This window comes from Mesorhizobium sp. M0991, assembly GCF_040318915.1.
In the GTDB taxonomy this organism is placed as follows: domain Bacteria; phylum Pseudomonadota; class Alphaproteobacteria; order Rhizobiales; family Rhizobiaceae; genus Mesorhizobium.
Window position 1 is genome coordinate 214691 of record NZ_JAMYNE010000001.1, and the last position, 23309, is coordinate 237999.

A 23309-nucleotide genomic window follows, 5' to 3' on the forward strand; every position below is an offset into this window, starting at 1 on the left:
CCGCAACCCTAACTGCAGGATCGGCGCCGGCGCCAGCCATGCCGGTGCCGGCCGACCACATCTCGACACGCCGCGTCATCGCCTTCCTGGCGATGGTGTTCGGCATGTTCATGGCCATCCTGGACATCCAGATCGTCTCGGCCTCGCTGGCCGAGATCCAGGCGGGGCTGAGCGCCAGTTCGGATGAGATTCCGTGGGTGCAGACGGCCTATCTGATTGCCGAGGTGGTGATGATCCCGCTGTCGGGCTTCCTCAGCCGGATGCTGTCGACGCGGGTGCTGTTCACGATCTCGGCAGCAGGCTTTACCGCGGCCAGCGCGCTGGCGGCGACCGCAACCAATATCGACCAGATGATCGTCTACCGCGCCGTGCAGGGCTTCATCGGCGGCGGCATGATCCCGAGCGTCTTTGCAGCCGCCTTCACCATCTTCCCACCGTCGCGTCGCGCCATCGTCTCGCCGATGATCGGCCTGGTGGCGACGCTGGCGCCGACCATCGGCCCGACAGTCGGCGGCTATATCAGCCATGCCATGTCCTGGCACTGGCTGTTCCTGGTCAACGTCGTGCCCGGCATTCTGGTGACGACGGCCGCCTGGTCGCTGATCGACTTCGACAAACCCAATCTCAAGCTGTTCAGCAAGTTCGACTGGTGGGGGCTTGCCGGCATGGCCGCCTTCCTGGGCTGCATGGAATATGTGCTGGAGGAAGGTCCCAACAACGACTGGCTGCAGGATCAGGCGGTGTTCATCTGCGCCGTCATCATGACCTTCGGCGCGGTGCTGTTCTTCTGGCGCGTGTTCACCGCCGAGGAGCCGATTGTCGATCTGAGGGCCTTCAGCAATATCAATTTTGCCTTCGGCTCGCTGTTCTCCTTCGTCGTCGGCATCGGCCTCTACGGTCTGACCTATCTTTATCCGGTGTTCCTGGGGCGCATCCGCGGCTACGATTCGATGATGATCGGCGAGGCGCTGTTCGTCAGCGGCCTGGCCATGTTCTTCACCGCGCCGATCTCCGGCATCCTGTCGAACAAGATGGACCCGCGCATCATGATGATGATCGGCTTCTTCGGCTTCGCCACGGGGACCTGGTGGATGACGCATCTCACCGCCGACTGGGATTTCTATGAACTGCTGATCCCGCAGATCCTGCGCGGTTGCTCGATGATGCTCTGCATGGTGCCGATCAACAACATTGCGCTCGGAACCCTGCCGCCGGAGCGGCTGAAGAATGCGTCTGGCTTGTTCAACCTGACCCGCAATCTCGGCGGCGCCGTCGGACTGGCCGTCATCAACACCGTGCTGATCGACCGCAATGCCTTCCACTACGCCAGGCTCTCCGAGCACGTGCAATGGGGAAGTGCCGCTGCGCAGCAGAAGCTGCAGAACATGACGCTCAACTTCGAGCAGACCGCCGGGCTCGACGCCTCCAAGGCGGCCATCTCCAAACTGTCAGGCATGGTCCAGCAGCAGGCATCGCTGCTGTCGTTCATGGACGTATTCTTCATGCTGACGGTTTTGTTCGCGACGCTTGGGCTCTTCACCCTGGTGATCCGCAAGCCAGCCGCTCAGGGCGGCAGTGGCGGAGGCCATTGAGGCGCGCTGGATCCCCCGCCTGGCGCCCTCGCGCATGACCCCGAAAAGCGATTTTCCGGGTCATGCGCAAAATCAACCATTACGAAGTCCTCGCGCGCTCCGACAAAGCCAGGGCGCAGCCGTCCTCACGCCGTCGCCGGCTTGAAGGTCAAGGCGACGCCGTTGATGCAATGCCGCAACCCGGTCGGCGGCGGACCGTCGTCGAAGACGTGGCCGAGATGGCCACCGCAGCGGCGACAGTGGACCTCGGTGCGGGTCATGCCCAACGACCTGTCCACGGTCTTGCCGACGGAATTCGGGATTTCCTGCCAGAAGCTCGGCCAGCCTGTGCCGGAATCGAACTTGGTCTCTGACGAATAGACCGGCAGGTCGCAGCCGGCGCAAGCGAAGATGCCTTTGCGGTGCTCGTTGAGCAGCGGACTGGTTCCCGGGTATTCCGTGCCCTCCTTGCGCAGCACATTGAAGGCCGCGTCGGGCAGGATGGCGCGCCACTCGGCTTCGGTCTTGGTGACCTCGAAAGTCTCGGCCGCGCGTGCATCCTGGGCTCCGCCCATGCGCAGCGCGGTGGCGCCTGCGACAACGCCAAGGGCTGCCGCACCACTCAAAAGAAGCTCGCGACGGTTCATGGCCATTCCTCCTGTCATTGCTTGTGCCAAATTCGACCGCCACACGGAAATCAAAAGCCGGTGACGATCGCTGTCCTCAAAGCGGGACTCCGCGCCTATCCACATCTTGCGTGAACGGCGCGGAGTGTGCGCAGGGAGGCCCTTAGCGATATCTTCGCCGGCAGCGTGCGTTTGTTACATCTTCGGCAGGAGAACCTTGTCGACGACGTGGATGACGCCGTTGGACTGCTCGACATCGGCGATCGTCACATTGGCGACATTGCCGTTCTCGTCGGTCACGGTGACCTTGCCGCCGTCGGTCTTGAGCGACAGTTCGCAACCACCGACCGTCTTGACCTTGTGGGTGCCGCCGTCATCCTTGACCATCTTGGCGACGTCGGCGGCCATCGCCTTGGCGCCGATGACATGGCAAGTCAGGATCTTGACCAGCTTGTCCTTGTTTTCAGGCTTGAGCAGCGTCCCCATCGTGCCGGCTGGAAGTGCCGCAAAGGCCTCGTTGGTCGGCGCGAACACGGTGAAGGGGCCAGCGCTTTGCAGCGTATCGACCAGGCCGCCTGCCTTGACGGCAGCGACCAGCGTCGTGTGGTCCTTCGAGTTGACAGCATTTTCGACGATGTTTTTCTGGGCATACATGGCGGCGCCGCCGACCATCGGATTTTGGGCATAGGCAATGGTGGCGAGCGCAGAAATGGCGACCGTTCCGGCAAGCAAAAGGGTGGCGAATTTACGCATGATTTCAATCTCCTCGGGTTATCGTTCGCCTCATTCGGGAACGCAAGGAGATACGCGACAGAAATGTGGGAGTTTCGCCCTCTCCGCAAAAAATATTGTGTCGCTGCAATTTGCCCAGTGCGGATCGGCAGCCGCCAACAAACTTTGCAGGCGTTTAAATCGCGGGAGATAGATTTCAGGTCTGCTTCTAGAGGCAAGAAGCGGTCAGACGCTCTTCAGATCGCCCGCTGCGACCACCGGTCCAGTCGGCTGGCCGGTCGGTGAACCGCCGGCAGGCTCGACGCTGACCGCAAGCACGGCGCCTTGCGCCAACTTTTCCTGGACGGCGAGCGGGATGGCCAGATGCACGCTCGCACCGGCCGGGATGACACCCATCGACACCGGCGCATTCTTGCCTTCGATCATCCACAGTTCGAAGTCCTTGCCGGCGGCCCGCTCGCCGGAAACGTGGGAAAGACCGATCTCGTGACGGGCGGCATCGTAGACGACGAGATATTTGACGTCGCTGCCTTCGGCCGCCAGCGAGGCGACAAGCCGCGTCTGCGGCGGTTCGGTGGGCGGGCGGAAGTAAGGCACGGCGATGTAGATCGCCAGCGCCGCAATGGCGGCGGCGGCAAGGCCGCGCCAGAAGCCAAGGCTCGACCACAGGCCGGCGCGCGGCTCTGCAGCGAACAGCCGGCGGTCCAATGCTTCCTTGACCCTGATCGGAGGCTCTGTCTCCGGATAGGCGGCGGCCATCGGCGAAAGATGCGCCTCCCAGCTATCGACAAGGCGCGCGAAGGCGGCGTCCGCATCGATGCGGCGCGACGCGATCTCGCGTTCGTCGGCGGCCAGCACGCCAAGAACGTATTCGGCGGCGAACAGGTCGTCGCCCCCACGTTCCGGTCCGTTGTCGTCAGCCAGCGTCATCTTTCCAGGCATTCTCTCAGTTTCAACAGGCTGCGCCGCAGCCAGGTCCGCATTGTGTTCAGCGGCACGCGATAGCGCTCCGCCAGCTCGGCATAGCTTTTGCCATCCAGATAGGCGCTCCGGACGGCCGCCGCCCGGTCCTTGTCCAATTCCTCGAGACAATGGTAGATGCGTTCGGACTCACCGCCCGCCACGGCCATGGCCTCCGGCCCCGGCGCCGGATCGGCCACGTCGAGCGCGGCATCGATATAGGCGGCAGGCTCTCGCCGCGCCCTGATCCGATCGATCGCATGATTGCGCGCAATGGCCACCAGCCAGGAGATCGGGCTCAGATCCGAAACGGCGAAACGGTCCGACTTCGTCCATATCTTGACGAAGACCTCTTGAAGCGCCTCTTCTGCATCTCCCCGATCCTTCAATACACGAAGGCAGACGCCGAAAAGTTTCGCGCTGGTCTGCCGGTACAGCAGATCGAACGCAGCCCGGTCCTTCATGGAAGTCCGGACAATCAGGTTGCTGATGTCCTGCGGCGTCATCGGCCGCCAAATTAGGCGATTGCAATGTATTTGCAACGACTGAAATGGTCTTGCGCACTGGCAGCGCCAGCGTCGATTGCCAAGGAAATCGCCGCCCGCTAGCTTGCCATGAGCGGGAGGGCGACCATGTCGATCGAGCGGGTTCTGTGGGAGCATGACGCAACCGGCCAGGCCGCACTCGTGCACAAGGGAGAGATCACACCGCAAGATCTCGTCGATGCGGCGATCGCCCGGGCCGAGGCCACCCAGCCGGAGATCAACGCCATCGCCGAACCGCTTTTTGAGGCGGCGCGGGCGCGAGCGAAAACCGTCGACCACAAGCTGCCGCTTGCCGGAGTGCCCTTTGCGCTGAAGGACCTCGGCATTGCCATGAAGGGCGTGCCGACGCATGGCGGCAGCCGCATCCCAGCCTACACCCCCGATTTCAACTCGGTCATGACGGAACGCTATCTGGCTGCTGGCCTGGTCCCGATCGCCACCAGCACCGCACCCGAACACGGGCTGAGGCTGGTGACCGAGTCCGTGGCTTACGGCGTCACCCGCAATCCATGGGACACCGCCCACACGACCGGCGGTTCCTCGGGCGGCGCGGCTGCGCTGGTCGCGGCCGGCGTCGTGCCGGTGGCGCACGCCTCGGATGGCGGCGGCTCGATCAGGGTGCCTGCCGTTTGTACCGGGCTGGTCGGGCTGAAAACCTCGCGCGGCCGCGTGCCCTTGACGCCGCTCGTCACCGAAAGCTGGTACGGCTTCGTCGTCGACCATGCGTTGGCCCGCTCGGTGCGCGATACGGCCCTGCTGCTCGACCTGACCCACGGGCCCGACCCGCTGTCGCCCTACGCGGCACCCTCGCCGAACGGCAGTTTCACTGCGGCCGCCGGGCGCGATCCGGGCAAGCTCAAGCTCGCCTTCTACCGAAAATCGCCGCTCGGCCTGCCGATTTCGGAAGAAACCTTGAAAGCTCTGGATGCGGCAATTGCGTTGGCGCGCGAAGGCGGGCACAGCGTCGAGGAGATCGACCTGCCCTATATCGATCGCGATTTCATCGCCGATTTCGCCAGAACCGTCGCCGCGGCGGTGGCCGGCACGATGCGTGGCGAGGCCCTGCGCGTCGGCCGCTCCATCTCAGGCGACATCGAACGCGCAACGCGCGTGATGAGCCGGTTCGGTGAAATCCTCTCGGCCGGCGAAATCTATGCCGGCCTGCAGCGGCTGCACGCAACCTCGCGCCGGCTTATCACCGAAACCGCGCATTACGATGCAGTGCTGATGCCTGTCATCGCGCATCCGCCGCTCGCCTGCGGCACCATGGACCCGAAAGGCGCCGACGAATTCATCGAGAATGTCCTGGACAGACTGCGCCTCGCCGGCCTGCTGAAGTTCAAGCCGCTATTCGGCCAGCTGATGGACAAGAGCCTGTGGTTCACCCACTGGCCGGCGATCCAGAACGTCAGCGGGCAACCGTCGATCACGCTTCCGGTTTACGTGACCGATGCCGGCCTGCCGCTCGGCGTCCAGGCCGCCGGCCGCCCCGGCGACGAGGAGACGCTTTTGTCGTTCGCCGCGCAGATGGAAAAAATCTCGGGATGGCTGGGCCGGCGGGCGCCGCTGCAGGTGCCGGCATAGGCGGTGATTTGATCGATCGTGACAGCAAAGCCGTTTGCCCCCTCGTCCAATTCCCGCTAAGACGCCGCCGTTCATTCCAAGCTGGGAACCACGCCGATGACGGATGTCGCCGCCACCGCCGAAATGCAGGCCGCGCTGCTTTCAAGGGCGCTGCCCTATATGCAGCGCTACGAGAACAAGACGGTCGTGGTGAAATATGGCGGCCACGCGATGGGCGACATCGCGCTCGGCAAGGCTTTCGCCCGCGACATCGCACTGCTCAAGCAATCCGGCGTCAACCCGATCGTCGTGCATGGCGGTGGGCCGCAGATCGGCGCCATGCTCAGCAAGATGGGCATCGAATCCAAATTCGAGGGCGGCTTGCGCGTCACCGACCAGAAGACCGTCGAGATTGTCGAGATGGTGCTGGCCGGGTCGATCAACAAGGAAATCGTCGCGCTGATCAACGCCGAGGGCGAGTGGGCGATCGGCCTGTGCGGCAAGGACGGCAACATGGTGTTTGCCGAAAAGGCGCGCAAGACCATGATCGATCCGGATTCCAACATCGAGCGGGTGCTCGACCTAGGCTTCGTTGGTGAGCCTGTCGAGGTCGACCGCACATTGCTCGACCTCCTGGCGCGGTCCGAAATGATCCCGGTGCTGGCGCCGGTGGCGCCCGGCCGCGACGGCCATACCTACAACATCAACGCCGACACTTTTGCCGGCGCCATCGCCGGGGCCTGCCAGGCGACGCGCCTGCTGTTCCTCACCGACGTGCCCGGCGTGCTCGACAAGGACAAGAAGCTGATCGACGAGTTGACCGTGGCCGAGGCCAAGGCCCTGATCAAGGACGGAACTGTCTCGGGCGGCATGATCCCCAAAGTCGAGACCTGCATCGAGGCAATCGAGCGCGGCGTCGCCGGCGTCGTCATCCTCAACGGCAAGACGCCGCATGCGGTGCTGCTCGAGCTGTTCACCGAACACGGCGCCGGCACGCTGATCGTGCCGTGACTGGCCGGGTGCCTGAGGGGCTCAAGCGTTTGGCGAAATAGCGGTCACGGACTTACGCGACAGGCGTTCGACAACCATCGATTCCTCTTCCTCGTCTTGCGGCGCGCCCCAGAATTCGGCAAGCGTCGGGCCATTTTTGGGGCGGCGGTCGCGGACCAGAAAGCCCCAGACCTCGCGGAACCAGACGCGGCGGCCCATTTTGGTGTACCAGCGCATCGAATGCCGTTGCTCCGGATCCTTGTGGAACAGGATACGCACCAGCGCCTTGGGCCGCAACTGCACGGCCAGTTCGATCAGCTTGACGGCGAAGAACAGCATCCACGGTTTGAGGCGGGTCATCCGCAGCACCTGGTGCTTGTAGTCCCACAGGCGGGCGTCCAGCTGGATCACCTTGCGGTCCCTGGCAATCCTGAAGAACGGCGTCCAGCGATGCGGCGTCACATAGAGCGCCTGGATCTGGTCGGGGTCATAAGCGATCAGCTGGCGGAAGCCGCGCCAGAGGTCGCGAAAGCCTTCGTCCTCGAAACCGGCCACCCAGGTCGCCATCGACAAGATGCCGTTGAGGCGCAACAGCCGTATCGCCTCGCGGTCGGACGAGGTGCTGCCGCCCTTGCGGATCAACTGGAGCGTCTGCTCGTCGGTGTTTTCCATGCCAAGCAGCCAGCGGATGACGCCGGCCTGGCGATAGAGATGCAGGCTGTCGGCGTCACGGACGATGTCGTCGGCGCGGGTGGAGCCGACGATCAGCACCGGCACGTTCTCGGCGATCATCGCATCGAGAAAGGCGCGCCAGGCTTTTTTGGACGACGTCGGGTTCTCGTCGGCAAGGTTGATCAGCTCGACGCCATGCTCGCGGTATAGCCAGGCAATCTCCCGCGCGAACTTCACGGGGTCGCGGTGCCGCCAGCGCGTCCAGAAGCCGCGCTGGCCGCAATAGTTGCACAGATGCGGACAGCCTCGCGAGAACTGCATGACCACCGCGCGCTTGCCTCCCCAATAGCTGTAGCGACTGAAGTCGATCAGTTCCCAGCCGATGCGGTAATCGTCGAAATTGGCGATCGTCCTTGTCGGCCGGGTGGCAAAGGGCCGGCGCAAATCATCAGGAAAGGCGATGCCCGTCACATCCGACAGCGGCTTGCGTTTTTCCAGCGCTTCGACCAGCGCGACGATTGTCGCCTCGCCCTCGCCACGCACGATGAAGTCGAAGACATCTGTTTCGTTCAGTATGTCGCGCCAATGATAGGTCGGAAACACGCCGCCATAAATCAGGATTGTCGCCGGCTCGATGTCCTTGACCATGCCGGCGATCAGCAGGGCTGTCGGATGTGCAGAGGTCGAGCCGGAATGGCCGATCAGAATGCAGTCGGGATGGTCGCTCAAGGCGTCCCGGACCAGCGTGGCAAGCGCCATCGGCCCGAATTCGGCGTCCACAAGCCGCACTTGATGTCCCGCGTCGATCAGCGGACCGCCCAGTGCCAGCAAACCGAGCGGCGGCAGATGGTCGTCCGGCACACGGCTGCCGATGACTGTATGTGGCGGGTTGATCAGGACGATTTTCATGGCGGACCTTCAATGGCGGTCCGCATGTCGTAGTCGGCGATCTAGCTCTGGAGATTGGCCAGCTTCAGCAGTTTGTGTGCAGCCTTTCCGCAGAAATGCCTATCGTCTGAGATGTGCAAGCGGGACATGGCCGGGCCCCTTGATGTTCTGCAGCACAAGCTGGGTGTGGACGTCGCGCACGCCTTCGAGCCGCATCAGACGGTGCATGACGAAAGCATTGAGCTCGTCGACCGACGGCACCATCACGTGCAGCAAGAAATCATGGTCGCCGGTCATGGTCCAGCATGAGGACACCTCGTCCATGCGCTGGACGGCGGCGATGAAGCTTTCGGGCGAGCCGTCGCTGTGGCTGGTCAGGCGCACCTGGATGAACACCTCGACCATCAGCCCGACGGCGCGACGGCTGAGCACCGCGGCGAAGCGCTTGATGATGCCCGCCTGCTGAAGAACCTCAAAGCGCCGCGCGCAAGGTGTCGTCGACAGGCCGATCTGCTGCGCCAGTTCGGATACCGGCTTGCGCCCGTCGCGCTGCAGGATGTCGAGCATCTTGATCTCGAATTCGTCAAACTGAGGCATTTTCACTCTCCCAAAGCTCGATCGTGGAGTCTTTTACCTCCAACCCCGCATTTGAGCCACCATCAAAGCTGATTTGCCTCCCGCCATTCCGCTAGAATTGCCGACAATCCGCTGATCATGATTTCCAGGGAGAGCAGCCATGACCATGAACGTTGCCGACTATGCCCGCGAATGCGCCGCGCGAGGCCTTCGCGGCGACTATTCGGTCTGCCGTGCCGATTTCACCGTGGCGCAGGGCTACAATTATAGCGACGAAGAACAGGCGGTGTGGCGCACGCTGTGCGACCGCCAGACGAAGCTGACCAGGAAGCTCGCCCATCATTCCTATCTCGATGGCGTTGCGGCGCTTGGCCTTCTCGACAAGATCCCGGATTTCGGTGAGGTCAGCGAGAAGCTGCGCAAGCTCGCCGGCTGGGAGATCGTCGCCGTGCCGGGGCTCATTCCCGCCCAGCCGTTCTTCGACCACCTCGCCAACCGCCGCTTCCCGGTCACCAACTGGCTGCGAACCCAAAAGGAGCTCGACTACATTGTCGAGCCCGACATGTTCCACGATTTCTTCGGTCACGTGCCGATCCTGACGCAGCCGGTCTTTGCCGACTTCATGCAGATGTATGGCAAGGAGGCCGACAGCGTGATTGCGCTCGGCGGCGACGAGATGATCACCAGGCTTTACTGGTACACCGTCGAATACGGGCTGATGCGCGAACCCGGCCAGCCGCTGAAGGCGTTCGGCGCCGGGCTGATGTCATCCTTCACGGAGCTTCAGTTCGCGGTCGAAGGCGGCGAGGCGCACCATGTCGCCTTCGACCTGGAAACCGTAATGCGCACCGGCTACGAGATCGACAAGTTTCAGCGTGCTTATTTCGTGCTGCCGTCGTTCGACGCCCTGCGTGATGCTTTCGAGACCGCCGATCTTGCGGCGATCGTGGCGCGCCGCAAAGGCGAGCCGGCGCTCGATCCGGCAAAAGGTCTGAAAGGTTAGTTCTTGTTAGCGACCGCCAAGGCTCAGGCGGCTTCGGAAATATCGCGGTCGATGATCGACAGATTGCGGCCGCGATGCTTGGCCTCGTAAAGCCGCTGGTCGGCGGCGCGCATCAGCTCCGACACTGCGGCGTCCTTGCCGCAGGTGATGCCGCCAATACTGACCGTCAGCGGAACCGTTCGTTCGTCGACGGGCCGGAAACGGATACGCTCGACTTCACGGCGGATGCGCTCGGCGACGCGCCTGGCCTCGTGTTCGGTAGCGCCGATCAGAAGGGCGCAGAATTCCTCGCCGCCGATGCGGCCAAGCACGTCGCCGCTGCGCACGCCACGCTCTATCGCGTTTGCGATCAGGAGCAGCGCATCGTCGCCGATCAGATGGCCGTAGCTGTCGTTGATGGTCTTGAAATGATCGGCATCGATGATCAGCAATGCTCCGCGATCGAATTTACGCCGGGAGCCGTCGAGCGCGGCAAAGAAGCTTTCGCGGTTGAGCATGCCGGTCATGTCGTCGCGGCTCGCCTTTTCCGCCAAGCGCCTGTGCGCGGCGGCTAGTTGGGCATGGGCGCGGGAAAGCTCGCGATGGGCGGTCTGCAACCTTTCGCCCTGCCAGAACGTATAGGCGCCGACGCCCCAGGCAAGGGCCAGCGGGCAGACGGTGGATGTCAGCCAGATGGTGCGATTGATCGGAAAACCCATTGCTGGCACGACGATCAGCGTCAGCAAAAGCGAGACCGCGACAGAGGCGAAAGCGATGGCGGCAGACTTTAGAAATATGCGATTCATCGCTTGCTCCCACTGATCCGTCTTGGTCACAGCAAGCGCTGAATGTCACCTTTCGGCGATGCTTAAGATTTTAATTATGGCGCCATTTTCACCACCCAGGGCGCGCATAGGTTGTGGATAAACCTCCTGTTAGAAAGATCGTTTCGTGCCATAAGGACGGTATGACCACACTTCCCGACCCCGCCCGCTTTGCCCATGTCACCGACTGGGTGTTCGATCTCGACAACACCCTTTATCCGCATCATTCGAATCTGTTCTCGCAGATCGATGTGAAGATGACCGCCTATGTCGGAGAATTGCTGACGCTGCCGCGCGAGGAAGCACGCAAGCTGCAAAAGGAGCTCTACCGCGAATACGGCACGACACTGAACGGATTGATGACGCGCCATGGCATCGACCCCGATGATTTTCTCGAGAAGGTCCACGACATCGATTATTCCTGGCTGGTTCCAGATCCCGTCCTCGGCACCGCCATACGCCAGCTTCCCGGCCGTAAATTCATCTTCACCAACGGGGATCGCCGGCATGCCGAACGCACCGCGCGGCAGTTGGGCATTCTTGAGCATTTCGACGATATTTTCGATATCGTCGCTGCCGGACTGAACCCCAAGCCGGCGCGGCAATCTTATGAGAAATTTGCCGAACTCCACGCCGTTACCGGGCAAAATGCGGTGATGTTCGAAGACCTCGCCCGCAACCTGTCGGTGCCGAAATCGCTGGGCATGACCACGGTGCTGGTGGTGCCGCGCAATTTCGAGCCGACCTTCTCGGAAATCTGGGAACGCGACCCGGCCAACGAGGACGATGTGGACTTCGTCACCGACGATCTCGCCGGCTTTCTCACGGCGATCGTCGAAGTCACTGCTTGAGGCAGCCGGCGCGCTTCAAGTCCTTGCTTGCATGTCAAAGTTTATAGAAGCGGCTAATGATCCCCCAGGCCTCGTCGGCGGTGTCGACGAAATCGATGATATCCTGGTCGCCGGGCGTGATCGTGCCTTGCTCGGCGAGGAAATCGAGGTCGATTGCCCTTGCCCAGAAAGCCTTGCCGAACAGAATGACCGGCACGCGTTCCATGCGGCCGGTCTGGATCAGGGTCAGCGTTTCGAAGAACTCGTCCATCGTGCCGAAGCCGCCTGGAAATACCGCAACGGCCTTGGCCCGCATAACGAAATGCATCTTGCGGACCGCGAAATAGTGGAAGTTGAAGCAGAGTTCCGGCGTCACGTAGGCGTTTGGCGCCTGCTCGTGGGGCAGCACGATGTTGAGACCGATCGACGGCGCGCCAACATCGTCGGCGCCGCGATTGCCGGCCTCCATGACACCCGGCCCGCCGCCGGTCACCACGACGAATTCGCGATAGTACGAGGTGGCCGACTGCTGTGAGCAGAGGCGGGCGAATTTGCGCGCCTCCTCGTAATATTTGCTGTTTTGCTCGAGGTTCTTCTTCTGCGTCTCGTTCTTGGCCGCCCAGGCTTCGCCGCCGGGCTCGGGAATGCGGGCGCCGCCGAACAGGATGACGGTCGATTGGATGCCGCGCTCGGCCAGGATCATCTCCGGTTTCAGCAGTTCGAGCTGCAGCCTGACCGCGCGCAACTCGCGCCGCGTCATGAAATCGGGATCGTTCCAGGCCAGCCGATATGTCTCCGCGCGCGTTTGCGGCGTGTCCGGCACGCTTCTCGACCGCTCCAGATCCTCGTCCGAATGCGGCAGCGGCGTCCATCCCGCCTTTTCCATGGGAGTCATATTTGCTTTACCCGTCCAATCATTCACTTGCGCCGTCCCGTGACGCTGCCGCGATTGACCCTCCCCAAGCCTTCACATAGGGTCCGCGCGACTTTCAAACAGGTTAAGGCGCCGGCCCTTAACAGCTTGGTAATGGAGCGAATTCATGTCGAAGCCCGATCTCGCGAGCCTCGAGGAGATTATCGAGAACGCCTTCGAGGAACGCGACACGATTTCGACCGCAACCCGCGGCGAGACGCGCGAGGCCATCCAATCGGCGCTCGACCTGCTCGACCGGGGCGTCGCCCGCGTTGCCGAGCGGCAGGCCGACGGCAAATGGCATGTCAACCAGTGGCTGAAGAAAGCGGTGCTGCTGTCCTTCCGGCTTACCCCGATGGAGATCATAAAGGGCGGTCCCGGTCAGGCAGTATGGTGGGACAAGGTGCCCTCGAAATTCGACGGCTGGAGCGCCGTCGATTTCGAGAAGGCGGGCTTCCGCGCCGTGCCGTCGTCGATCGTGCGCCGCTCCGCCTATGTCGCGCCCGGCGCCGTGCTGATGCCGTCCTTCGTCAACGTCGGTGCCTATGTCGACAGCGGCACCATGGTCGACACCTGGGCTTCGGTCGGCTCCTGTGCCCAGATCGGCAAGAATGTGCATCTGTCGGGCGGCGTCGGCATCGGCGGCGTGCTGGAGCCGATGCAGGCGGGTCCCACCATTATCGAGGACAATTGCTTCATCGGCGCCCGTTCCGAAGTGGTCGAAGGCTGCATCGTGCGCGAGGGCTCGGTGCTCGGCATGGGCGTCTTCATCGGCCAGTCGACCAAGATCGTCGACCGCGCCACCGGCGAGATCTTCTACGGCGAGGTGCCGGCCAATTCCGTCGTCGTCGCCGGCTCACTGCCGGGCAAGCCTTTTCCAAACAACGAGCCCGGCCCCAGCCTCTACTGCGCCGTCATCGTCAAGCGGGTCGACGCCAGGACCCGTTCCAAGACCTCGATCAACGAATTGCTTCGCGATTGATCTTTCCCAACGAATACGGATGGAATTCGCTTGCCTGACGGATCTGACCTTATCTGGCTTTTCTTCAAAGCTTCGGGCCGCGTCAGCCGCGCGGCCTATTTTCTTGGAGGACTGCTGGTGGCCATCATACAGGCCTTCCCGCTCTACCGTTTCACGCTGGTGCCGGAAGGCACCACCGAGAGCAACATGTGGTCGTTCATTTTCTTCATCGCCTTCATTGCCTCGCTTTGGTCGAACGTCGTGTTGGCGGTGAAGCGGTTGCATGACCTCGACAAGCCGGGTGTTGCGGCGCTGGTGCTGTTCGTACCGGTTGTATCGATCATCGCTTTCCTCGTGCTTTGCCTGTTTCCGGGGCAACCCGGCCCCAACCGCTATGGCAAGCGCACCAATGCACCGGCCGAACCCTGAGCGCCGATTGGACATTTCGTCATGCGCTACCGCTCGCTTGATCCGAAACTGATCCTCGAAACCGCCGAACGGCTGGAAGGGCGTGTCGCCGAGCGCTTTCCCAATGCAGGCTTGCGCGGCGTCGCCGCCGAGCTCGTGTCGCTGTCGCGCGATCTGGCAAAGGCAGCCAAGGCGCTGGAGGCGCCGATCTGGTGGCTGCGCGGCCTCATCATCGCCGCCTTCGTCGTCGGAGCGCTGATGTTCCTTTTCGTCGGCACAATCCTGCCGCTTGGCCGCATTTCTGGAAACCACGATGCCTTCCAGTCGGTGCAAGGCATCGAAGCCTCGCTCAACATGATCATCCTCGCCGTGCTGGGCTTCCTGGCCCTGATCCGCTCCGAGGAGCGGATCAAGCGCAAGCGGGTGTTTCGCCAGCTCCACGGGCTGCGGTCGCTGATCCACGTCATTGACATGCACCAGCTGACCAAGGATCCGGCAGCACTTTCAGCCAGTTTCAAGCCGACTGCGCATTCGCCAGCCCGCATCACCAACGCCGCTGACCTTGCCCGCTATCTCGACTATTGCTCCGAAATGCTGTCGATCACCGGCAAGATCGCCGCGCTGTTCGCGCAATCGGTGAACGACGCCGTGGTCATCGACGGCGTCAATGACATCGAGAACCTGGCTTCGAACCTCTCTCGAAAGATCTGGCAGAAGATCACGCTGATCGAAACCCCTCATGGGCAGCCGGCACGTGCGGCGAAGACCGATCCCGAGCCGGGTCCGCCGCGTCGGCCTGCGGTCCGCAAACAACCGGGGCCGGCAAGCTAAAACCCGCGAGCCGGCGGCAGATCCGCTAGAGCGGCAGAGCGGGGAGTTCCGAAACCCCGGTTTTGCGCCGGATGCTCTAAGCGAATGTTAATCACCCTCGCCCAGCATGCCGGCGAAGACTGTGTCGACCGGCACGGAGCGCTCGACTGACAAGCGACCTATCTCTGACCACCAAGGAGCCGCGCAAAACGTGGACCGCCGGCGCTCGCCTGTTTGCCTGGTTCTCTTCGCCGATGAGATTGGAACCGGAAGCCGTCCGCGCCCGGCTGCTCGACACCACTTTCGACCGCAAATTCGCAGTCCTGTTCGGCACCATCAGCGTTCTGGTGGTTGCGGTCAGCGCCGCACTTGCCACCAAGGATTGGTGGCCCTACGCCTGGATCGCAGCCGACCTGATGCTTTTCGTCGTCCGCGTTCTGCTGATGCGGGAATGCGAGCGGGCCCGCAGGCGCGGCTCGAAAGGGCCGCTGGCAGGCCTGATGGCAGCCAGCGGCGTCTGGTCGGTCGTTTTCGGCCTCGGCTGCTATGGCTGTGTTGCCAGCGGGAATATGGCGCTGTCCGTACTGGCTGCCTTGAATGTCGCAGGTGTCGTTGGCGTGGTGTCGTCACGCAATGCGGCGACCCCGCGCTTCGCCATATTCGTCATGTTGGCCGTAAGCCTGCCTTACGTGGTCGGTGCATTGTTTTCTGCGGCGCCCGGAATGCCGATCGTCGGAATTCAGACGCTGTTCTATGTTGCCGGCGTCATCATCGTGCTGCTTCAGAACCACGCGATCAACGCCCGCATGATCCGCGCCGAGCTGGACAATCGCGACCTGGCCATCAAGGACGCGCTGACCGGCCTGCCAAACCGCATCTTCCTGCAGGAGAAATTGCGCGACATGTGCCGCGACCTTGCGGCGCCGGCCGCCAATGGCGGCAAGCCGTTTGCAGTGCTCAGCATGGATCTCGACGGCTTCAAACAGGTCAACGACCGTTTTGGCCACGCCGTCGGCGACGTGCTGCTGCGCAAGGTGGCCGAACGATTGAAGCGCGGCTTCCGGCCGGGGGACGTGGTCTTCCGCATCGGCGGCGATGAATTTGTCATCCTTTTGCCCGCAACCTCGGAGATCGAGGCCACCTACCTGGCAAAGCGGGCCATCGAAAAGGTCTCGGTGCCTTTCGACCTCGGGGTCGGCTCCGCCATCCATGTCGGCTTGAGTGTCGGCAGCGCATTCGCACCCGCAGACGGCGGCGATCCGGAAATCCTGCTCACCTGTTCCGACCATGCGCTCTACGAAGCCAAGCGCACCGGCAAGGGCCGTTATTGGGCGCCTGTGCGGGCTACGATCTGACGGTCGCGATGACGGCTTCCGGCGTCAGGCAGGGCGATCCGCGCCTCTCCTGGTCGGCCGCGCGCACCAGTGCCGTCACACGCTTCAGCAAAGGTGCCGGCGTGCCGGCCTTTTCGGCCAAGCGCAGGGCCGCGCCTTGCAGTTCGCCGATCTCCGTCGGCCGGCGGCGCTGAAGGTCATCCCACATCGACGAACGCGCGGCCGGATCGATGGCAAGCATCCGCCGCGCCAAGAACTTGAACAGCCAGTCGGGCAGGCGAAGCACTTTCGGCAGCAGTGCGGGACGCGGGCCGGCGATGCGAGCGGGTTCGATGCCTGTCGCCGTCATTGCCGCCAACGCTTCGTCGATCTGGCCGGCCAGGATCAGCCGCCAGCGGCGATCGGCAAGCTCTGCCGTCAGCGGCAGGCCGGAAAGCGCCACCAGTGCGTTGTTGAGGTTGAGTAGCAGCTTGCCCCATAGCGCCGCTTCGATGTCACCATGCGTGGCGACGGCAAAGCCCTCGACGTCAAGCACTTCGTCAAGGCCTGTCGGACCCTGTTCGATCATCACCTTGCCGCCGCTGGCGCGGTGCAGGCGAAGCGGCAATTCGCCCTCCGGCGATTGGACCACGTTGAACGGCACCATACCCGCGAGCACCGGCCGGGCGGTGAGATGGGCTCGCAATTTATCGGCATTGTCGACGCCGTTCTGCAGACTGAGTATCATCGTGTCCGGTCGGGCATGGGCCGCAATAAGCCCGGCCATGTCTTGCGTCGCGCCGCTCTTGACCGTTACCAGGATGACATCGGCACGGGGGAACGCCGCGGCCGGATCAGCCGTGACCGACAATGCCTCCGACTTGACGGAACGGTCGCGGCCATCACGGTCGGTGATGCGCAATCCACCTTTTTGCAGCGCGTGCTCGATGCGCGGTCGCGCCAGCAGAACCACCTTTCGCCCGGCAAGTATCAGGCAGCCGCCGGCGTAGCATCCGATACTGCCGGCACCGGCGATTACGATCGTCTTGCCACGCGCGACCATGCGATGGCCCTGTCCTGGTCGAGAGGCCTTGTCACAGTTATACGACATGAAAACCATAATGTCGGCGGCATGGCTGGCCCTTATGTCTGGCCGTGACAGGCCTTGCGCTTTCGACTATCGCTTTTGCCCATGACGCTGCCTACCGATCCCACTAGAAATCTGGCTGCTCTCATTCGCTGCGTTTCCGTGACGCCCGCCGAAGGCGGTGCGCTGAGCGCGCTGGAAGAAATGTTGAAGCCGCTCGGCTTTGCTGTCGAGCGCCCGGTGTTTTCCGAATCCGGCACACCGGACATAGAGAACCTTTTCGCGCGGCGTTCCGGCAACGGCCCGCATCTGATGTTTGCCGGCCATACCGATGTGGTGCCGGTGGGCGATGAAACAGCCTGGACGCACCCGCCCTTTGCCGCCGAGATCGCCAATGGCGAGATGTTCGGCCGCGGCGCCGTCGACATGAAGGGCGGCATTGCTTGTTTCGTCGCGGCGGTAGCGCGACATATCGCGCAGAAGGGCGGCCCGAAGGGGTCGGTCTCGCTGCTGATAACCGGCGATGAGGAAGGGCCGGCGATCAACGGCACGACGAAACTGCTCGAATGGGCGGCTGCCAAAGGCGAGAAATGGCATGCTGCGATCGTCGGCGAGCCGACCAATCCCGACGCGCTCGGCGATATGATCAAGATCGGCCGGCGCGGCTCGCTGTCGGGCACGGTCACCGTCAACGGCCGCCAGGGCCACGCCGCCTACCCGCAGCTAGCCGACAACCCGGTGCGAGGCCTGGTAACGCTGGTCGACGCCTTGCTTCACCCGGTCTTCGATAACGGAACAAGGGATTTCCAGCCGACCAATCTTGAGGTCACTTCTATCGATGTCGGCAACCCTGCCACCAACGTGATCCCGGCGAAGGCGGCGGCTACCTTCAATATTCGCTTCAACGACACATGGACCGCCGAGACAATCCAGGCCGAGATCCACAATCGCCTCGACCGGGCGGCGAAACGCAAGAAATACCGCGCCGGCAAGAAGACGCCGGTCGACTACGAGATCGCTTGGCGCGACGGGCCGAGCCATGTTTTCCTGACACGCGACGACAGGTTGATCGAGACGCTTGGCGGTTCGGTCAAGGCGGTGACCGGCAGGAAGCCGGTGCTCTCCACCTCCGGCGGCACCTCCGATGCCCGCTTCATCAAGGATTATTGTCCGGTGGTCGAATTCGGACTTGTCGGCAAGACCATGCACATGGTCGACGAACGCGTGGCGATTGCCGACCTCGAGACGCTGACGCAGATTTATCTGCGCTTCGTTGAAGACTGGTTTGCGCAGGACATATCCTAGTGATGCTTTCCGCGGATGAAACCTACGCTTCGCTTGCCGGCGCCTGGCGGCTGATGCTCGGCAAGGCCGACGGATTTCGCCTGCTCGACCTTTCGGCGGACGGTTTCTGGAACTCCTTTTTTGCCATCGTCGTCGCGGCGCCGGCACTGATCGTCGGCTGGGTCGGTATTGCCAACGAGATCGGCGATCCCAACGCATTCGTCGGCCGTTTCAGCATGTTGATCCGCCTGGCCACTGTCGATATCGGCGCCTGGGTGCTGCCGCTCATAGGCCTCGCCCTGGTGGCGCCGCGGGTCGGCGTCGGCGGCCGTTTCGTCCATTATGTCGTGGCCAGCAACTGGGCCTCGGCGATCATCGCCTGGATGATGCTGCCATCAGCGTTGATCCGGCTTTTCCTGACGTCGGCCAACGAAGTCTCCGGACTGGTGTCGCTGCTGCTGTTCGCGCTGTCGATGGTATTGACCTGGCGGATGACCAACGTCGCGATCGGCAGGGGTGCGGCTGTCGGCAGCGCTGTTTTTGCCGGTATGTTCGTGGCGTCGCTGATCGTCCTGTTCGGCCTGCAGGCGCTGCTCGGTATCAGCGTGCCGGATCAGCCAGGCGTAGGATAATCGACGCCGACGAGAAACAGCCCGTCGGGCGGCGCCACCTGACCGCAGGCCCCACGGTCGCGCGCCTCGAGCGCCGCCTTGAGGTCGGCAATGGTCCAGCCGCCTTCGCCGACACGTTTGAGCGAGCCGACCATCGAGCGCACCTGGTTGTGCAGGAATGACCGCGCCGAAGCGCGGACTTCGATGAAATCGCCCGCCCGGCTGACATCCAGCCGGTCGAGCGTGCGGACCGGGCTGGTGGCCTGGCACTGGGTCGAGCGAAAGGTGGTGAAATCATGCCGGCCAAGCAGCACCTTTGCCGCTTCGTGCATGGCACCGGCATCGAGCTGCTTCGGTACCCACCAGATCCTGCCCTTGTCGAGCGCCGCCGGCGCGCGGCGGTTGACGATGCGGTAGAGGTAATGGCGGCCGATCGCCGAGAAACGCGCATCGAAGCTATCCGGCACGACGGCGGCCTTCAGGATGGCGATGCGCACCTTGGCCGCTTGCAGATGCGCGTTGACGGCGTCGCGCACCTTGTCGCCGGGCCATGCCTTGATCAGATCGAAATGCGCCACCTGAGCGGTCGCATGGACGCCGGCATCGGTGCGGCCGGCGGCGCGCAGCGAAACCTGCTCACCACAGAACTTCTCGATCGCCTGCTCGATCGCCTGCTGCACCGAAGGCTGGTTGGCCTGGCGCTGCCAGCCGGCGAAGAGACTGCCGTCATATTCGATGTCGAGGCGAAAACGCGGCATTCCCGGATCGAGGCGAAATCAGGCGGCGAGGGCTGAGCCGAAGGCCGAGGCGTAGACCAGCCTGCCGGTCTCCGGCGCCTCGCCCCAGGCAAGCGCCTGCAAAGCCTCGCCTTGGTACTCGCTCTCGAATTTTACTGCACGGGCGCGGTTGTAGCCGAAGCGGCCATAATAGGCCGGATCGCCGAGCACCACGGCGAGCGTCTCGCCGGCAGCTTTCAGGCGGATATGAGCCTCGCGGACCAACGCACCGCCGATGCCGGTGCCGTGGAACGACGGCTCGACCGCCAGAGGCGCCAAAGCCACCGCCGGGAAGCTCTTGCCGCCATTCTGCACGAAGAGCCGTGAAAACAGGATATGGCCGACCACTTGCCCGTCTTCGTCCGCCACCAGTTCGACGACGGCATCACCGCCGGTGACCAGCGCGTCGACCAGTCCGGCCTCCGCCTGCTGGCCGAATGCGTGTTCTTCGACAAGGCGGATCGCCTCGCGGTCCCGCGGCGTCGCCGCGCGTATGGACATCATGCTCATGACAATTTCATTCCTTTTTCGAGCTTGGCCCCGCGCAGAAACTCCTGCGCGGCAATGGGCCTTCCGCCCGCACGTTGAACTTCGACCAGCCTGATCGCGCCTGACCCGCAGGCGACCGTCAGCCGATCGTCGAGAATTCCTCCCGGTTCGCCGGCGCCTTGCAAGAGCGTCGAGCGAAGCAGTTTCAGCCGCTCCATGCGGCCGCCGATTTCGGCCTCGCACCATGCACCGGGAAAGGGCGACAGGCCGCGAATCTGGTTGTGCACGTCGCCGGCAGGTCGCAGCCAGTCTATGCGAGTCTCCGATTTATCGATTTTCTTGGCGTAGGTCACCCCCACCTCGGCCTGTGTGGTAAATGTCAGTGTATTCCGTTCCAGCCGTTCGAGCGCCTGCACCATCAGAGCCGCACCCAACACCATCAGCCGGTCGTGCAGATCGCCGGCCGTCATGTCGGGTCCAACGGCGCATTTTTCAACCATTGCCACCGGCCCGGTGTCGAGGCCTTCCTCCATCCGCATCACCATCATGCCCGTCTCGGTATCGCCGGCCATGATGGCGCGCTGGATAGGGGCGGCGCCGCGCCAGCGCGGCAACAGCGATGCGTGGCCATTGAGGCAACCGAGCCGCGGCGCCTCGAGAATGGGTTTCGGCAGAAGCAGCCCGTAGGCGACTACCGCGGCGACGTCGGCACCCAACGCGCGGAACGCCTCCTGCTCCGCCTCGCCCTTCAGCGACACCGGCGTGCGAACCTCGACGCCCAACCGATCCGCCTCGCGCTGCACCGGCGACGGCGTCAGTTCGAGCCCGCGCCGGCCGCCGGCGCGCGGCGGCTGCGTGTAGACGGCTGCCAATTCATGCCCGGCCTCGGCAATCGCCCGCAGCGTCGACACGGAGAATTCAGGCGTACCCATGAAGATGACACGCAGGGGCATTCGTCGACCCCTATCCCACCATCTTGCCTGGCGCCTTGTCCCTGGCGAGCTTCTTGAACTTTTTGACCACCATGTCGCGCTTCAGCTTGGAGATGTAATCGATGAACAGCACGCCGTTGAGATGGTCGATTTCATGCTGCAGGCAGGTCGCCATCAGCCCCTCGGCTTCGATCTCCTGCAGCTTGCCGTCGCGATCGAGATATTTCACCCGCACCGCTGCCGGACGCTCGACCTCGGCGTAGTAGTCCGGGATCGACAGACAGCCTTCCTCATAGACCGAACGCTGGTCGGAGCTTTCGAGGATTTCGGGATTGATGAAGACGTGCGGTGCCGGCGTCTCGTCCTCCTTGGCGAGGTCGATGACCAGCATGCGCAAGGGTTCGCCGACCTGGATCGCAGCGAGGCCAATGCCGGGCGCGTCATACATGGTGTCCAGCATGTCGCCGGCCAGTTTGCGCAAGTCGCCGTCGACACGCTCGACCGGTTTTGAAACCTGGCGCAGGACGGGATCGGGGAGGATGATAAGCGGCTTGATCGACATGGCGTCTCACCTAAGACCTCGCAGGAAAAGCGTCAACCGGGGCGCCTTCGGGTCGTTCACGTTTTGATCTGTGCCGGTAGACCGAATCATCTATGCTGTCGGCATGAACGATCTGGCCACCATCCTGTCCGAACCTGTCGCCCGGCTCGGCGCCACCACGATCACGCTCGGCCATGCCCTGGGTTTCGGCGCAATGCTGTTCCTCGGACTGTTCGTGGCGCTCGTCGTTGCGCTCTGGCGATCGGCCAAGGCGCGTGCGGTGGCGGCCGCCGAAGCCGCCGACCACGCCCGCGACGCCGAGGTGCGGATGGCCGGCATCTTGGCAAGCCAGGCGGAAATGCAGGGCCGCATGGGCGCCATCGCAGAAGTGTTCGGGGCGCGCCAAGCGGAACTGACACAGTCGATCGGCCAGCGCCTCGATGCCATGACCGGCCGCCTAGGCCAGACCATGACCGAGCAGACGAGATCGACGCATGAGAGCCTCGCCAAGCTGCAGGAACGGCTGGCGATTATCGATGTCGCGCAAGGCAACATCCAGTCGCTGGCCGGCCAGGTCGTGCAATTGCAGGCGATCCTTTCCAACAAGCAGACGCGCGGCGCCTTCGGCCAGTCGCGCATGGAAGCCATCGTCGCCGACGGATTGCCGCACGGCGCCTATGAATTCCAGGCGACCTTGTCGAATGGCAGCCGGCCCGACTGCCTGGTGAAGATGCCGAACGGCGCACCGTCGCTTGCCATCGATGCAAAGTTTCCGCTCGAGGCCTGGAATGCCATTCGGGCCGCCGAAGGCGCCGACCTGCAGAAGTCCGCCGCACAGGCTTTCCGCCGCGACATCGAGGTGCATGTCCGGGATATTTCCGAAAAATACCTGATCCAGGGCGAGACGCAGGACACCGCCTTCATGTTCGTGCCCTCGGAATCGGTGTTCGCCGAAATCCATGAGAATTTCGAAGCCGTTGTCCAAAAGGCGCATCGATCGCGGATCGTCATCGTCTCGCCATCGCTTTTGATGCTGTCGATCCAGGTCATCCAGGCAATCCTCAAGGATGCACGCATGCGCGAGCAGGCGCACCTGATCCAGGGCGAGGTTATCCGGCTGATGGAAGACGTGTCTCGGCTCGACGAGCGGGTGCGCAAATTGCAGACGCATTTCGGCCAATCGGCCAAGGATATCGACGACATTCTGGTCTCGACATCGAAGGTGACCAGGCGCGGACAAAAGATCGAGGCGCTGGAGTTTGGCGTGCAGCCGGCGGAGAACACCACTGGTTCGAATGGCAGCGGAGCAAAAGCGGAAAGCAGCCCGCGCGTCGCCGATTCGAAAACCGGGCAGTTGAGGCTAAGGGTCGTCGAAGGCGACGATTGAGAGCTCCGCCGGAACCGGAGGCGAGCGCTTCGCCCGGG

The 23309-nt window shown here is 63.2% G+C and carries 25 protein-coding genes; 12 read left to right on the forward strand and 13 right to left on the reverse strand.

Features of this window, described 5'->3' with window-relative positions; translation table 11 throughout:
- Nucleotides 1-38: 38 nt before the first annotated feature.
- Nucleotides 39-1592, forward strand: a complete 1554-nt coding sequence (locus NKH70_RS01045; protein WP_352912208.1) for a DHA2 family efflux MFS transporter permease subunit — start codon at nucleotides 39-41, stop codon at nucleotides 1590-1592.
- 125 nt (nucleotides 1593-1717) lie between these two features.
- On the opposite strand, the gene msrB is transcribed toward NKH70_RS01045, so the two are convergent.
- The 4 genes from msrB to NKH70_RS01065 form a co-directional block, all read right to left on the reverse strand.
- Entirely contained in the window at nucleotides 1718-2218 is a 501-nt protein-coding gene (gene msrB, locus NKH70_RS01050; protein WP_353024770.1) for a peptide-methionine (R)-S-oxide reductase MsrB, read from the reverse strand.
- Between the two features lie 174 nt (nucleotides 2219-2392).
- On the reverse strand, nucleotides 2393-2950 hold the full coding sequence (locus NKH70_RS01055; RefSeq protein ID WP_352717137.1) for a fasciclin domain-containing protein: 558 nt from the start codon (nucleotides 2948-2950) through the stop codon (nucleotides 2393-2395).
- A 204-nt stretch (nucleotides 2951-3154) separates the two neighbouring features.
- On the reverse strand, nucleotides 3155-3859 hold the full coding sequence (locus NKH70_RS01060) for an anti-sigma factor (RefSeq protein WP_352912209.1): 705 nt from the start codon (nucleotides 3857-3859) through the stop codon (nucleotides 3155-3157).
- Complete coding sequence (locus NKH70_RS01065) at nucleotides 3856-4395, reverse strand: sigma-70 family RNA polymerase sigma factor (protein ID WP_352911776.1); 540 nt, start codon at nucleotides 4393-4395, stop codon at nucleotides 3856-3858. The genes NKH70_RS01060 and NKH70_RS01065 overlap by 4 nt, the downstream gene beginning before the upstream one ends.
- A gap of 126 nt (nucleotides 4396-4521) precedes the next feature.
- Between NKH70_RS01065 and NKH70_RS01070 the strand changes: the two genes are divergently transcribed.
- Both NKH70_RS01070 and argB read left to right on the forward strand, forming a co-directional pair.
- A complete protein-coding gene (locus tag NKH70_RS01070) occupies nucleotides 4522-6018 on the forward strand; it encodes an amidase (RefSeq protein ID WP_352911779.1) in 1497 nt (498 codons plus the stop codon).
- 96 nt (nucleotides 6019-6114) lie between these two features.
- Nucleotides 6115-7008 (forward strand): acetylglutamate kinase, encoded by an 894-nt coding sequence (argB, locus tag NKH70_RS01075; protein WP_023677482.1) that lies wholly within the window; start codon nucleotides 6115-6117, stop codon nucleotides 7006-7008.
- Nucleotides 7009-7029: 21 nt separating this feature from the next.
- Here the strand turns inward: argB and bchE are convergent, their stop codons facing one another.
- Both bchE and NKH70_RS01085 read right to left on the reverse strand, forming a co-directional pair.
- Nucleotides 7030-8568 carry a magnesium-protoporphyrin IX monomethyl ester anaerobic oxidative cyclase gene (gene bchE / locus NKH70_RS01080; protein ID WP_353024771.1) on the reverse strand — a complete coding sequence of 513 codons (1539 nt, stop codon included), beginning with the start codon at nucleotides 8566-8568 and terminating at the stop codon, nucleotides 7030-7032.
- 99 nt (nucleotides 8569-8667) lie between these two features.
- Complete coding sequence (locus NKH70_RS01085; protein ID WP_352911785.1) at nucleotides 8668-9144, reverse strand: Lrp/AsnC family transcriptional regulator; 477 nt, start codon at nucleotides 9142-9144, stop codon at nucleotides 8668-8670.
- Nucleotides 9145-9283: 139 nt separating this feature from the next.
- Between NKH70_RS01085 and phhA the strand changes: the two genes are divergently transcribed.
- Nucleotides 9284-10126 (forward strand): phenylalanine 4-monooxygenase, encoded by an 843-nt coding sequence (gene phhA / locus NKH70_RS01090; protein WP_353024772.1) that lies wholly within the window; start codon nucleotides 9284-9286, stop codon nucleotides 10124-10126.
- 23 nt (nucleotides 10127-10149) lie between these two features.
- Here phhA and NKH70_RS01095 read toward each other — a convergent pair whose 3' ends face one another.
- Nucleotides 10150-10911 carry a GGDEF domain-containing protein gene (locus NKH70_RS01095; protein ID WP_352911792.1) on the reverse strand — a complete coding sequence of 254 codons (762 nt, stop codon included), beginning with the start codon at nucleotides 10909-10911 and terminating at the stop codon, nucleotides 10150-10152.
- A 161-nt stretch (nucleotides 10912-11072) separates the two neighbouring features.
- On the opposite strand from NKH70_RS01095, the gene NKH70_RS01100 reads away from it, so the two are divergent.
- The gene (locus NKH70_RS01100; protein ID WP_352911794.1) at nucleotides 11073-11780 is read left to right on the forward strand and encodes a pyrimidine 5'-nucleotidase; all 708 of its coding nucleotides are present in this window, start codon (nucleotides 11073-11075) and stop codon (nucleotides 11778-11780) included.
- 34 nt (nucleotides 11781-11814) lie between these two features.
- Here the strand turns inward: NKH70_RS01100 and NKH70_RS01105 are convergent, their stop codons facing one another.
- The gene (locus tag NKH70_RS01105; RefSeq protein WP_292655870.1) at nucleotides 11815-12654 is read right to left on the reverse strand and encodes an LOG family protein; all 840 of its coding nucleotides are present in this window, start codon (nucleotides 12652-12654) and stop codon (nucleotides 11815-11817) included.
- A gap of 145 nt (nucleotides 12655-12799) precedes the next feature.
- Between NKH70_RS01105 and dapD the strand changes: the two genes are divergently transcribed.
- From dapD to NKH70_RS01125, 4 genes are all read left to right on the forward strand, one after another.
- Nucleotides 12800-13654 (forward strand): 2,3,4,5-tetrahydropyridine-2,6-dicarboxylate N-succinyltransferase, encoded by an 855-nt coding sequence (dapD, locus tag NKH70_RS01110; protein ID WP_352911797.1) that lies wholly within the window; start codon nucleotides 12800-12802, stop codon nucleotides 13652-13654.
- Nucleotides 13655-13684: 30 nt separating this feature from the next.
- Entirely contained in the window at nucleotides 13685-14062 is a 378-nt protein-coding gene (locus tag NKH70_RS01115) for a DUF805 domain-containing protein (RefSeq protein WP_352911800.1), read from the forward strand.
- Nucleotides 14063-14083: 21 nt separating this feature from the next.
- Nucleotides 14084-14872, forward strand: a complete 789-nt coding sequence (locus NKH70_RS01120; protein WP_352911803.1) for a hypothetical protein — start codon at nucleotides 14084-14086, stop codon at nucleotides 14870-14872.
- A 233-nt stretch (nucleotides 14873-15105) separates the two neighbouring features.
- Nucleotides 15106-16206 carry a GGDEF domain-containing protein gene (locus NKH70_RS01125; RefSeq protein WP_352911805.1) on the forward strand — a complete coding sequence of 367 codons (1101 nt, stop codon included), beginning with the start codon at nucleotides 15106-15108 and terminating at the stop codon, nucleotides 16204-16206.
- On the opposite strand, the gene NKH70_RS01130 is transcribed toward NKH70_RS01125, so the two are convergent.
- Entirely contained in the window at nucleotides 16196-17227 is a 1032-nt protein-coding gene (locus NKH70_RS01130) for a 2-dehydropantoate 2-reductase (RefSeq protein ID WP_352911808.1), read from the reverse strand. The two genes, NKH70_RS01125 and NKH70_RS01130, sit on opposite strands and share 11 nt — an antisense overlap.
- 129 nt (nucleotides 17228-17356) lie before the next feature.
- Between NKH70_RS01130 and dapE the strand changes: the two genes are divergently transcribed.
- On the forward strand, nucleotides 17357-18556 hold the full coding sequence (dapE, locus tag NKH70_RS01135; RefSeq protein ID WP_352911811.1) for a succinyl-diaminopimelate desuccinylase: 1200 nt from the start codon (nucleotides 17357-17359) through the stop codon (nucleotides 18554-18556).
- A gap of 2 nt (nucleotides 18557-18558) precedes the next feature.
- Nucleotides 18559-19167: a transporter gene (locus tag NKH70_RS01140; RefSeq protein WP_254815875.1), complete on the forward strand. Its 609-nt coding sequence runs from the start codon at nucleotides 18559-18561 to the stop codon at nucleotides 19165-19167.
- Here the strand turns inward: NKH70_RS01140 and truA are convergent.
- From truA to def, 4 genes are read right to left on the reverse strand one after another with little or no spacing between them, the layout of a single operon-like run.
- Entirely contained in the window at nucleotides 19149-19904 is a 756-nt protein-coding gene (truA, locus tag NKH70_RS01145) for a tRNA pseudouridine(38-40) synthase TruA (protein ID WP_352911814.1), read from the reverse strand. The genes NKH70_RS01140 and truA overlap by 19 nt on opposite strands.
- 18 nt (nucleotides 19905-19922) lie before the next feature.
- Nucleotides 19923-20432 (reverse strand): GNAT family N-acetyltransferase, encoded by a 510-nt coding sequence (locus NKH70_RS01150; protein ID WP_352717121.1) that lies wholly within the window; start codon nucleotides 20430-20432, stop codon nucleotides 19923-19925.
- Nucleotides 20429-21358: a methionyl-tRNA formyltransferase gene (gene fmt / locus NKH70_RS01155; RefSeq protein WP_352912211.1), complete on the reverse strand. Its 930-nt coding sequence runs from the start codon at nucleotides 21356-21358 to the stop codon at nucleotides 20429-20431. The genes NKH70_RS01150 and fmt overlap by 4 nt, the downstream gene beginning before the upstream one ends.
- 16 nt (nucleotides 21359-21374) lie before the next feature.
- Nucleotides 21375-21905 (reverse strand): peptide deformylase, encoded by a 531-nt coding sequence (gene def, locus NKH70_RS01160; RefSeq protein WP_352455964.1) that lies wholly within the window; start codon nucleotides 21903-21905, stop codon nucleotides 21375-21377.
- A gap of 103 nt (nucleotides 21906-22008) precedes the next feature.
- Here def and NKH70_RS01165 point away from each other — a divergent pair, with 103 nt between their 5' ends.
- Nucleotides 22009-23271, forward strand: coding sequence for a DNA recombination protein RmuC (locus NKH70_RS01165; protein ID WP_352911817.1), 1263 nt, complete (start codon nucleotides 22009-22011; stop codon nucleotides 23269-23271).
- Nucleotides 23272-23309: the final 38 nt, after the last annotated feature.

What these genes read in the sequence shown, in the direction of transcription:
- NKH70_RS01045 (WP_352912208.1), top strand. Translation starts at nt 39, where the DNA reads ATGCCGGTGCCGGCCGACCACATCTCGACACGCCGCGTCATCGCCTTC.
- msrB (WP_353024770.1), bottom strand. Translation starts at nt 2,218, where the DNA reads ATGAACCGTCGCGAGCTTCTTTTGAGTGGTGCGGCAGCCCTTGGCGTT.
- NKH70_RS01055 (WP_352717137.1), bottom strand. Translation starts at nt 2,950, where the DNA reads ATGCGTAAATTCGCCACCCTTTTGCTTGCCGGAACGGTCGCCATTTCT.
- NKH70_RS01060 (WP_352912209.1), bottom strand. Translation starts at nt 3,859, where the DNA reads ATGACGCTGGCTGACGACAACGGACCGGAACGTGGGGGCGACGACCTG.
- NKH70_RS01065 (WP_352911776.1), bottom strand. Translation starts at nt 4,395, where the DNA reads ATGACGCCGCAGGACATCAGCAACCTGATTGTCCGGACTTCCATGAAG.
- NKH70_RS01070 (WP_352911779.1), top strand. Translation starts at nt 4,522, where the DNA reads ATGTCGATCGAGCGGGTTCTGTGGGAGCATGACGCAACCGGCCAGGCC.
- argB (WP_023677482.1), top strand. Translation starts at nt 6,115, where the DNA reads ATGACGGATGTCGCCGCCACCGCCGAAATGCAGGCCGCGCTGCTTTCA.
- bchE (WP_353024771.1), bottom strand. Translation starts at nt 8,568, where the DNA reads ATGAAAATCGTCCTGATCAACCCGCCACATACAGTCATCGGCAGCCGT.
- NKH70_RS01085 (WP_352911785.1), bottom strand. Translation starts at nt 9,144, where the DNA reads ATGCCTCAGTTTGACGAATTCGAGATCAAGATGCTCGACATCCTGCAG.
- phhA (WP_353024772.1), top strand. Translation starts at nt 9,284, where the DNA reads ATGACCATGAACGTTGCCGACTATGCCCGCGAATGCGCCGCGCGAGGC.
- NKH70_RS01095 (WP_352911792.1), bottom strand. Translation starts at nt 10,911, where the DNA reads ATGAATCGCATATTTCTAAAGTCTGCCGCCATCGCTTTCGCCTCTGTC.
- NKH70_RS01100 (WP_352911794.1), top strand. Translation starts at nt 11,073, where the DNA reads ATGACCACACTTCCCGACCCCGCCCGCTTTGCCCATGTCACCGACTGG.
- NKH70_RS01105 (WP_292655870.1), bottom strand. Translation starts at nt 12,654, where the DNA reads ATGACTCCCATGGAAAAGGCGGGATGGACGCCGCTGCCGCATTCGGAC.
- dapD (WP_352911797.1), top strand. Translation starts at nt 12,800, where the DNA reads ATGTCGAAGCCCGATCTCGCGAGCCTCGAGGAGATTATCGAGAACGCC.
- NKH70_RS01120 (WP_352911803.1), top strand. Translation starts at nt 14,084, where the DNA reads ATGCGCTACCGCTCGCTTGATCCGAAACTGATCCTCGAAACCGCCGAA.
- NKH70_RS01125 (WP_352911805.1), top strand. Translation starts at nt 15,106, where the DNA reads ATGAGATTGGAACCGGAAGCCGTCCGCGCCCGGCTGCTCGACACCACT.
- NKH70_RS01130 (WP_352911808.1), bottom strand. Translation starts at nt 17,227, where the DNA reads ATGGTCGCGCGTGGCAAGACGATCGTAATCGCCGGTGCCGGCAGTATC.
- dapE (WP_352911811.1), top strand. Translation starts at nt 17,357, where the DNA reads ATGACGCTGCCTACCGATCCCACTAGAAATCTGGCTGCTCTCATTCGC.
- NKH70_RS01140 (WP_254815875.1), top strand. Translation starts at nt 18,559, where the DNA reads ATGCTTTCCGCGGATGAAACCTACGCTTCGCTTGCCGGCGCCTGGCGG.
- truA (WP_352911814.1), bottom strand. Translation starts at nt 19,904, where the DNA reads ATGCCGCGTTTTCGCCTCGACATCGAATATGACGGCAGTCTCTTCGCC.
- NKH70_RS01150 (WP_352717121.1), bottom strand. Translation starts at nt 20,432, where the DNA reads ATGAGCATGATGTCCATACGCGCGGCGACGCCGCGGGACCGCGAGGCG.
- def (WP_352455964.1), bottom strand. Translation starts at nt 21,905, where the DNA reads ATGTCGATCAAGCCGCTTATCATCCTCCCCGATCCCGTCCTGCGCCAG.
- NKH70_RS01165 (WP_352911817.1), top strand. Translation starts at nt 22,009, where the DNA reads ATGAACGATCTGGCCACCATCCTGTCCGAACCTGTCGCCCGGCTCGGC.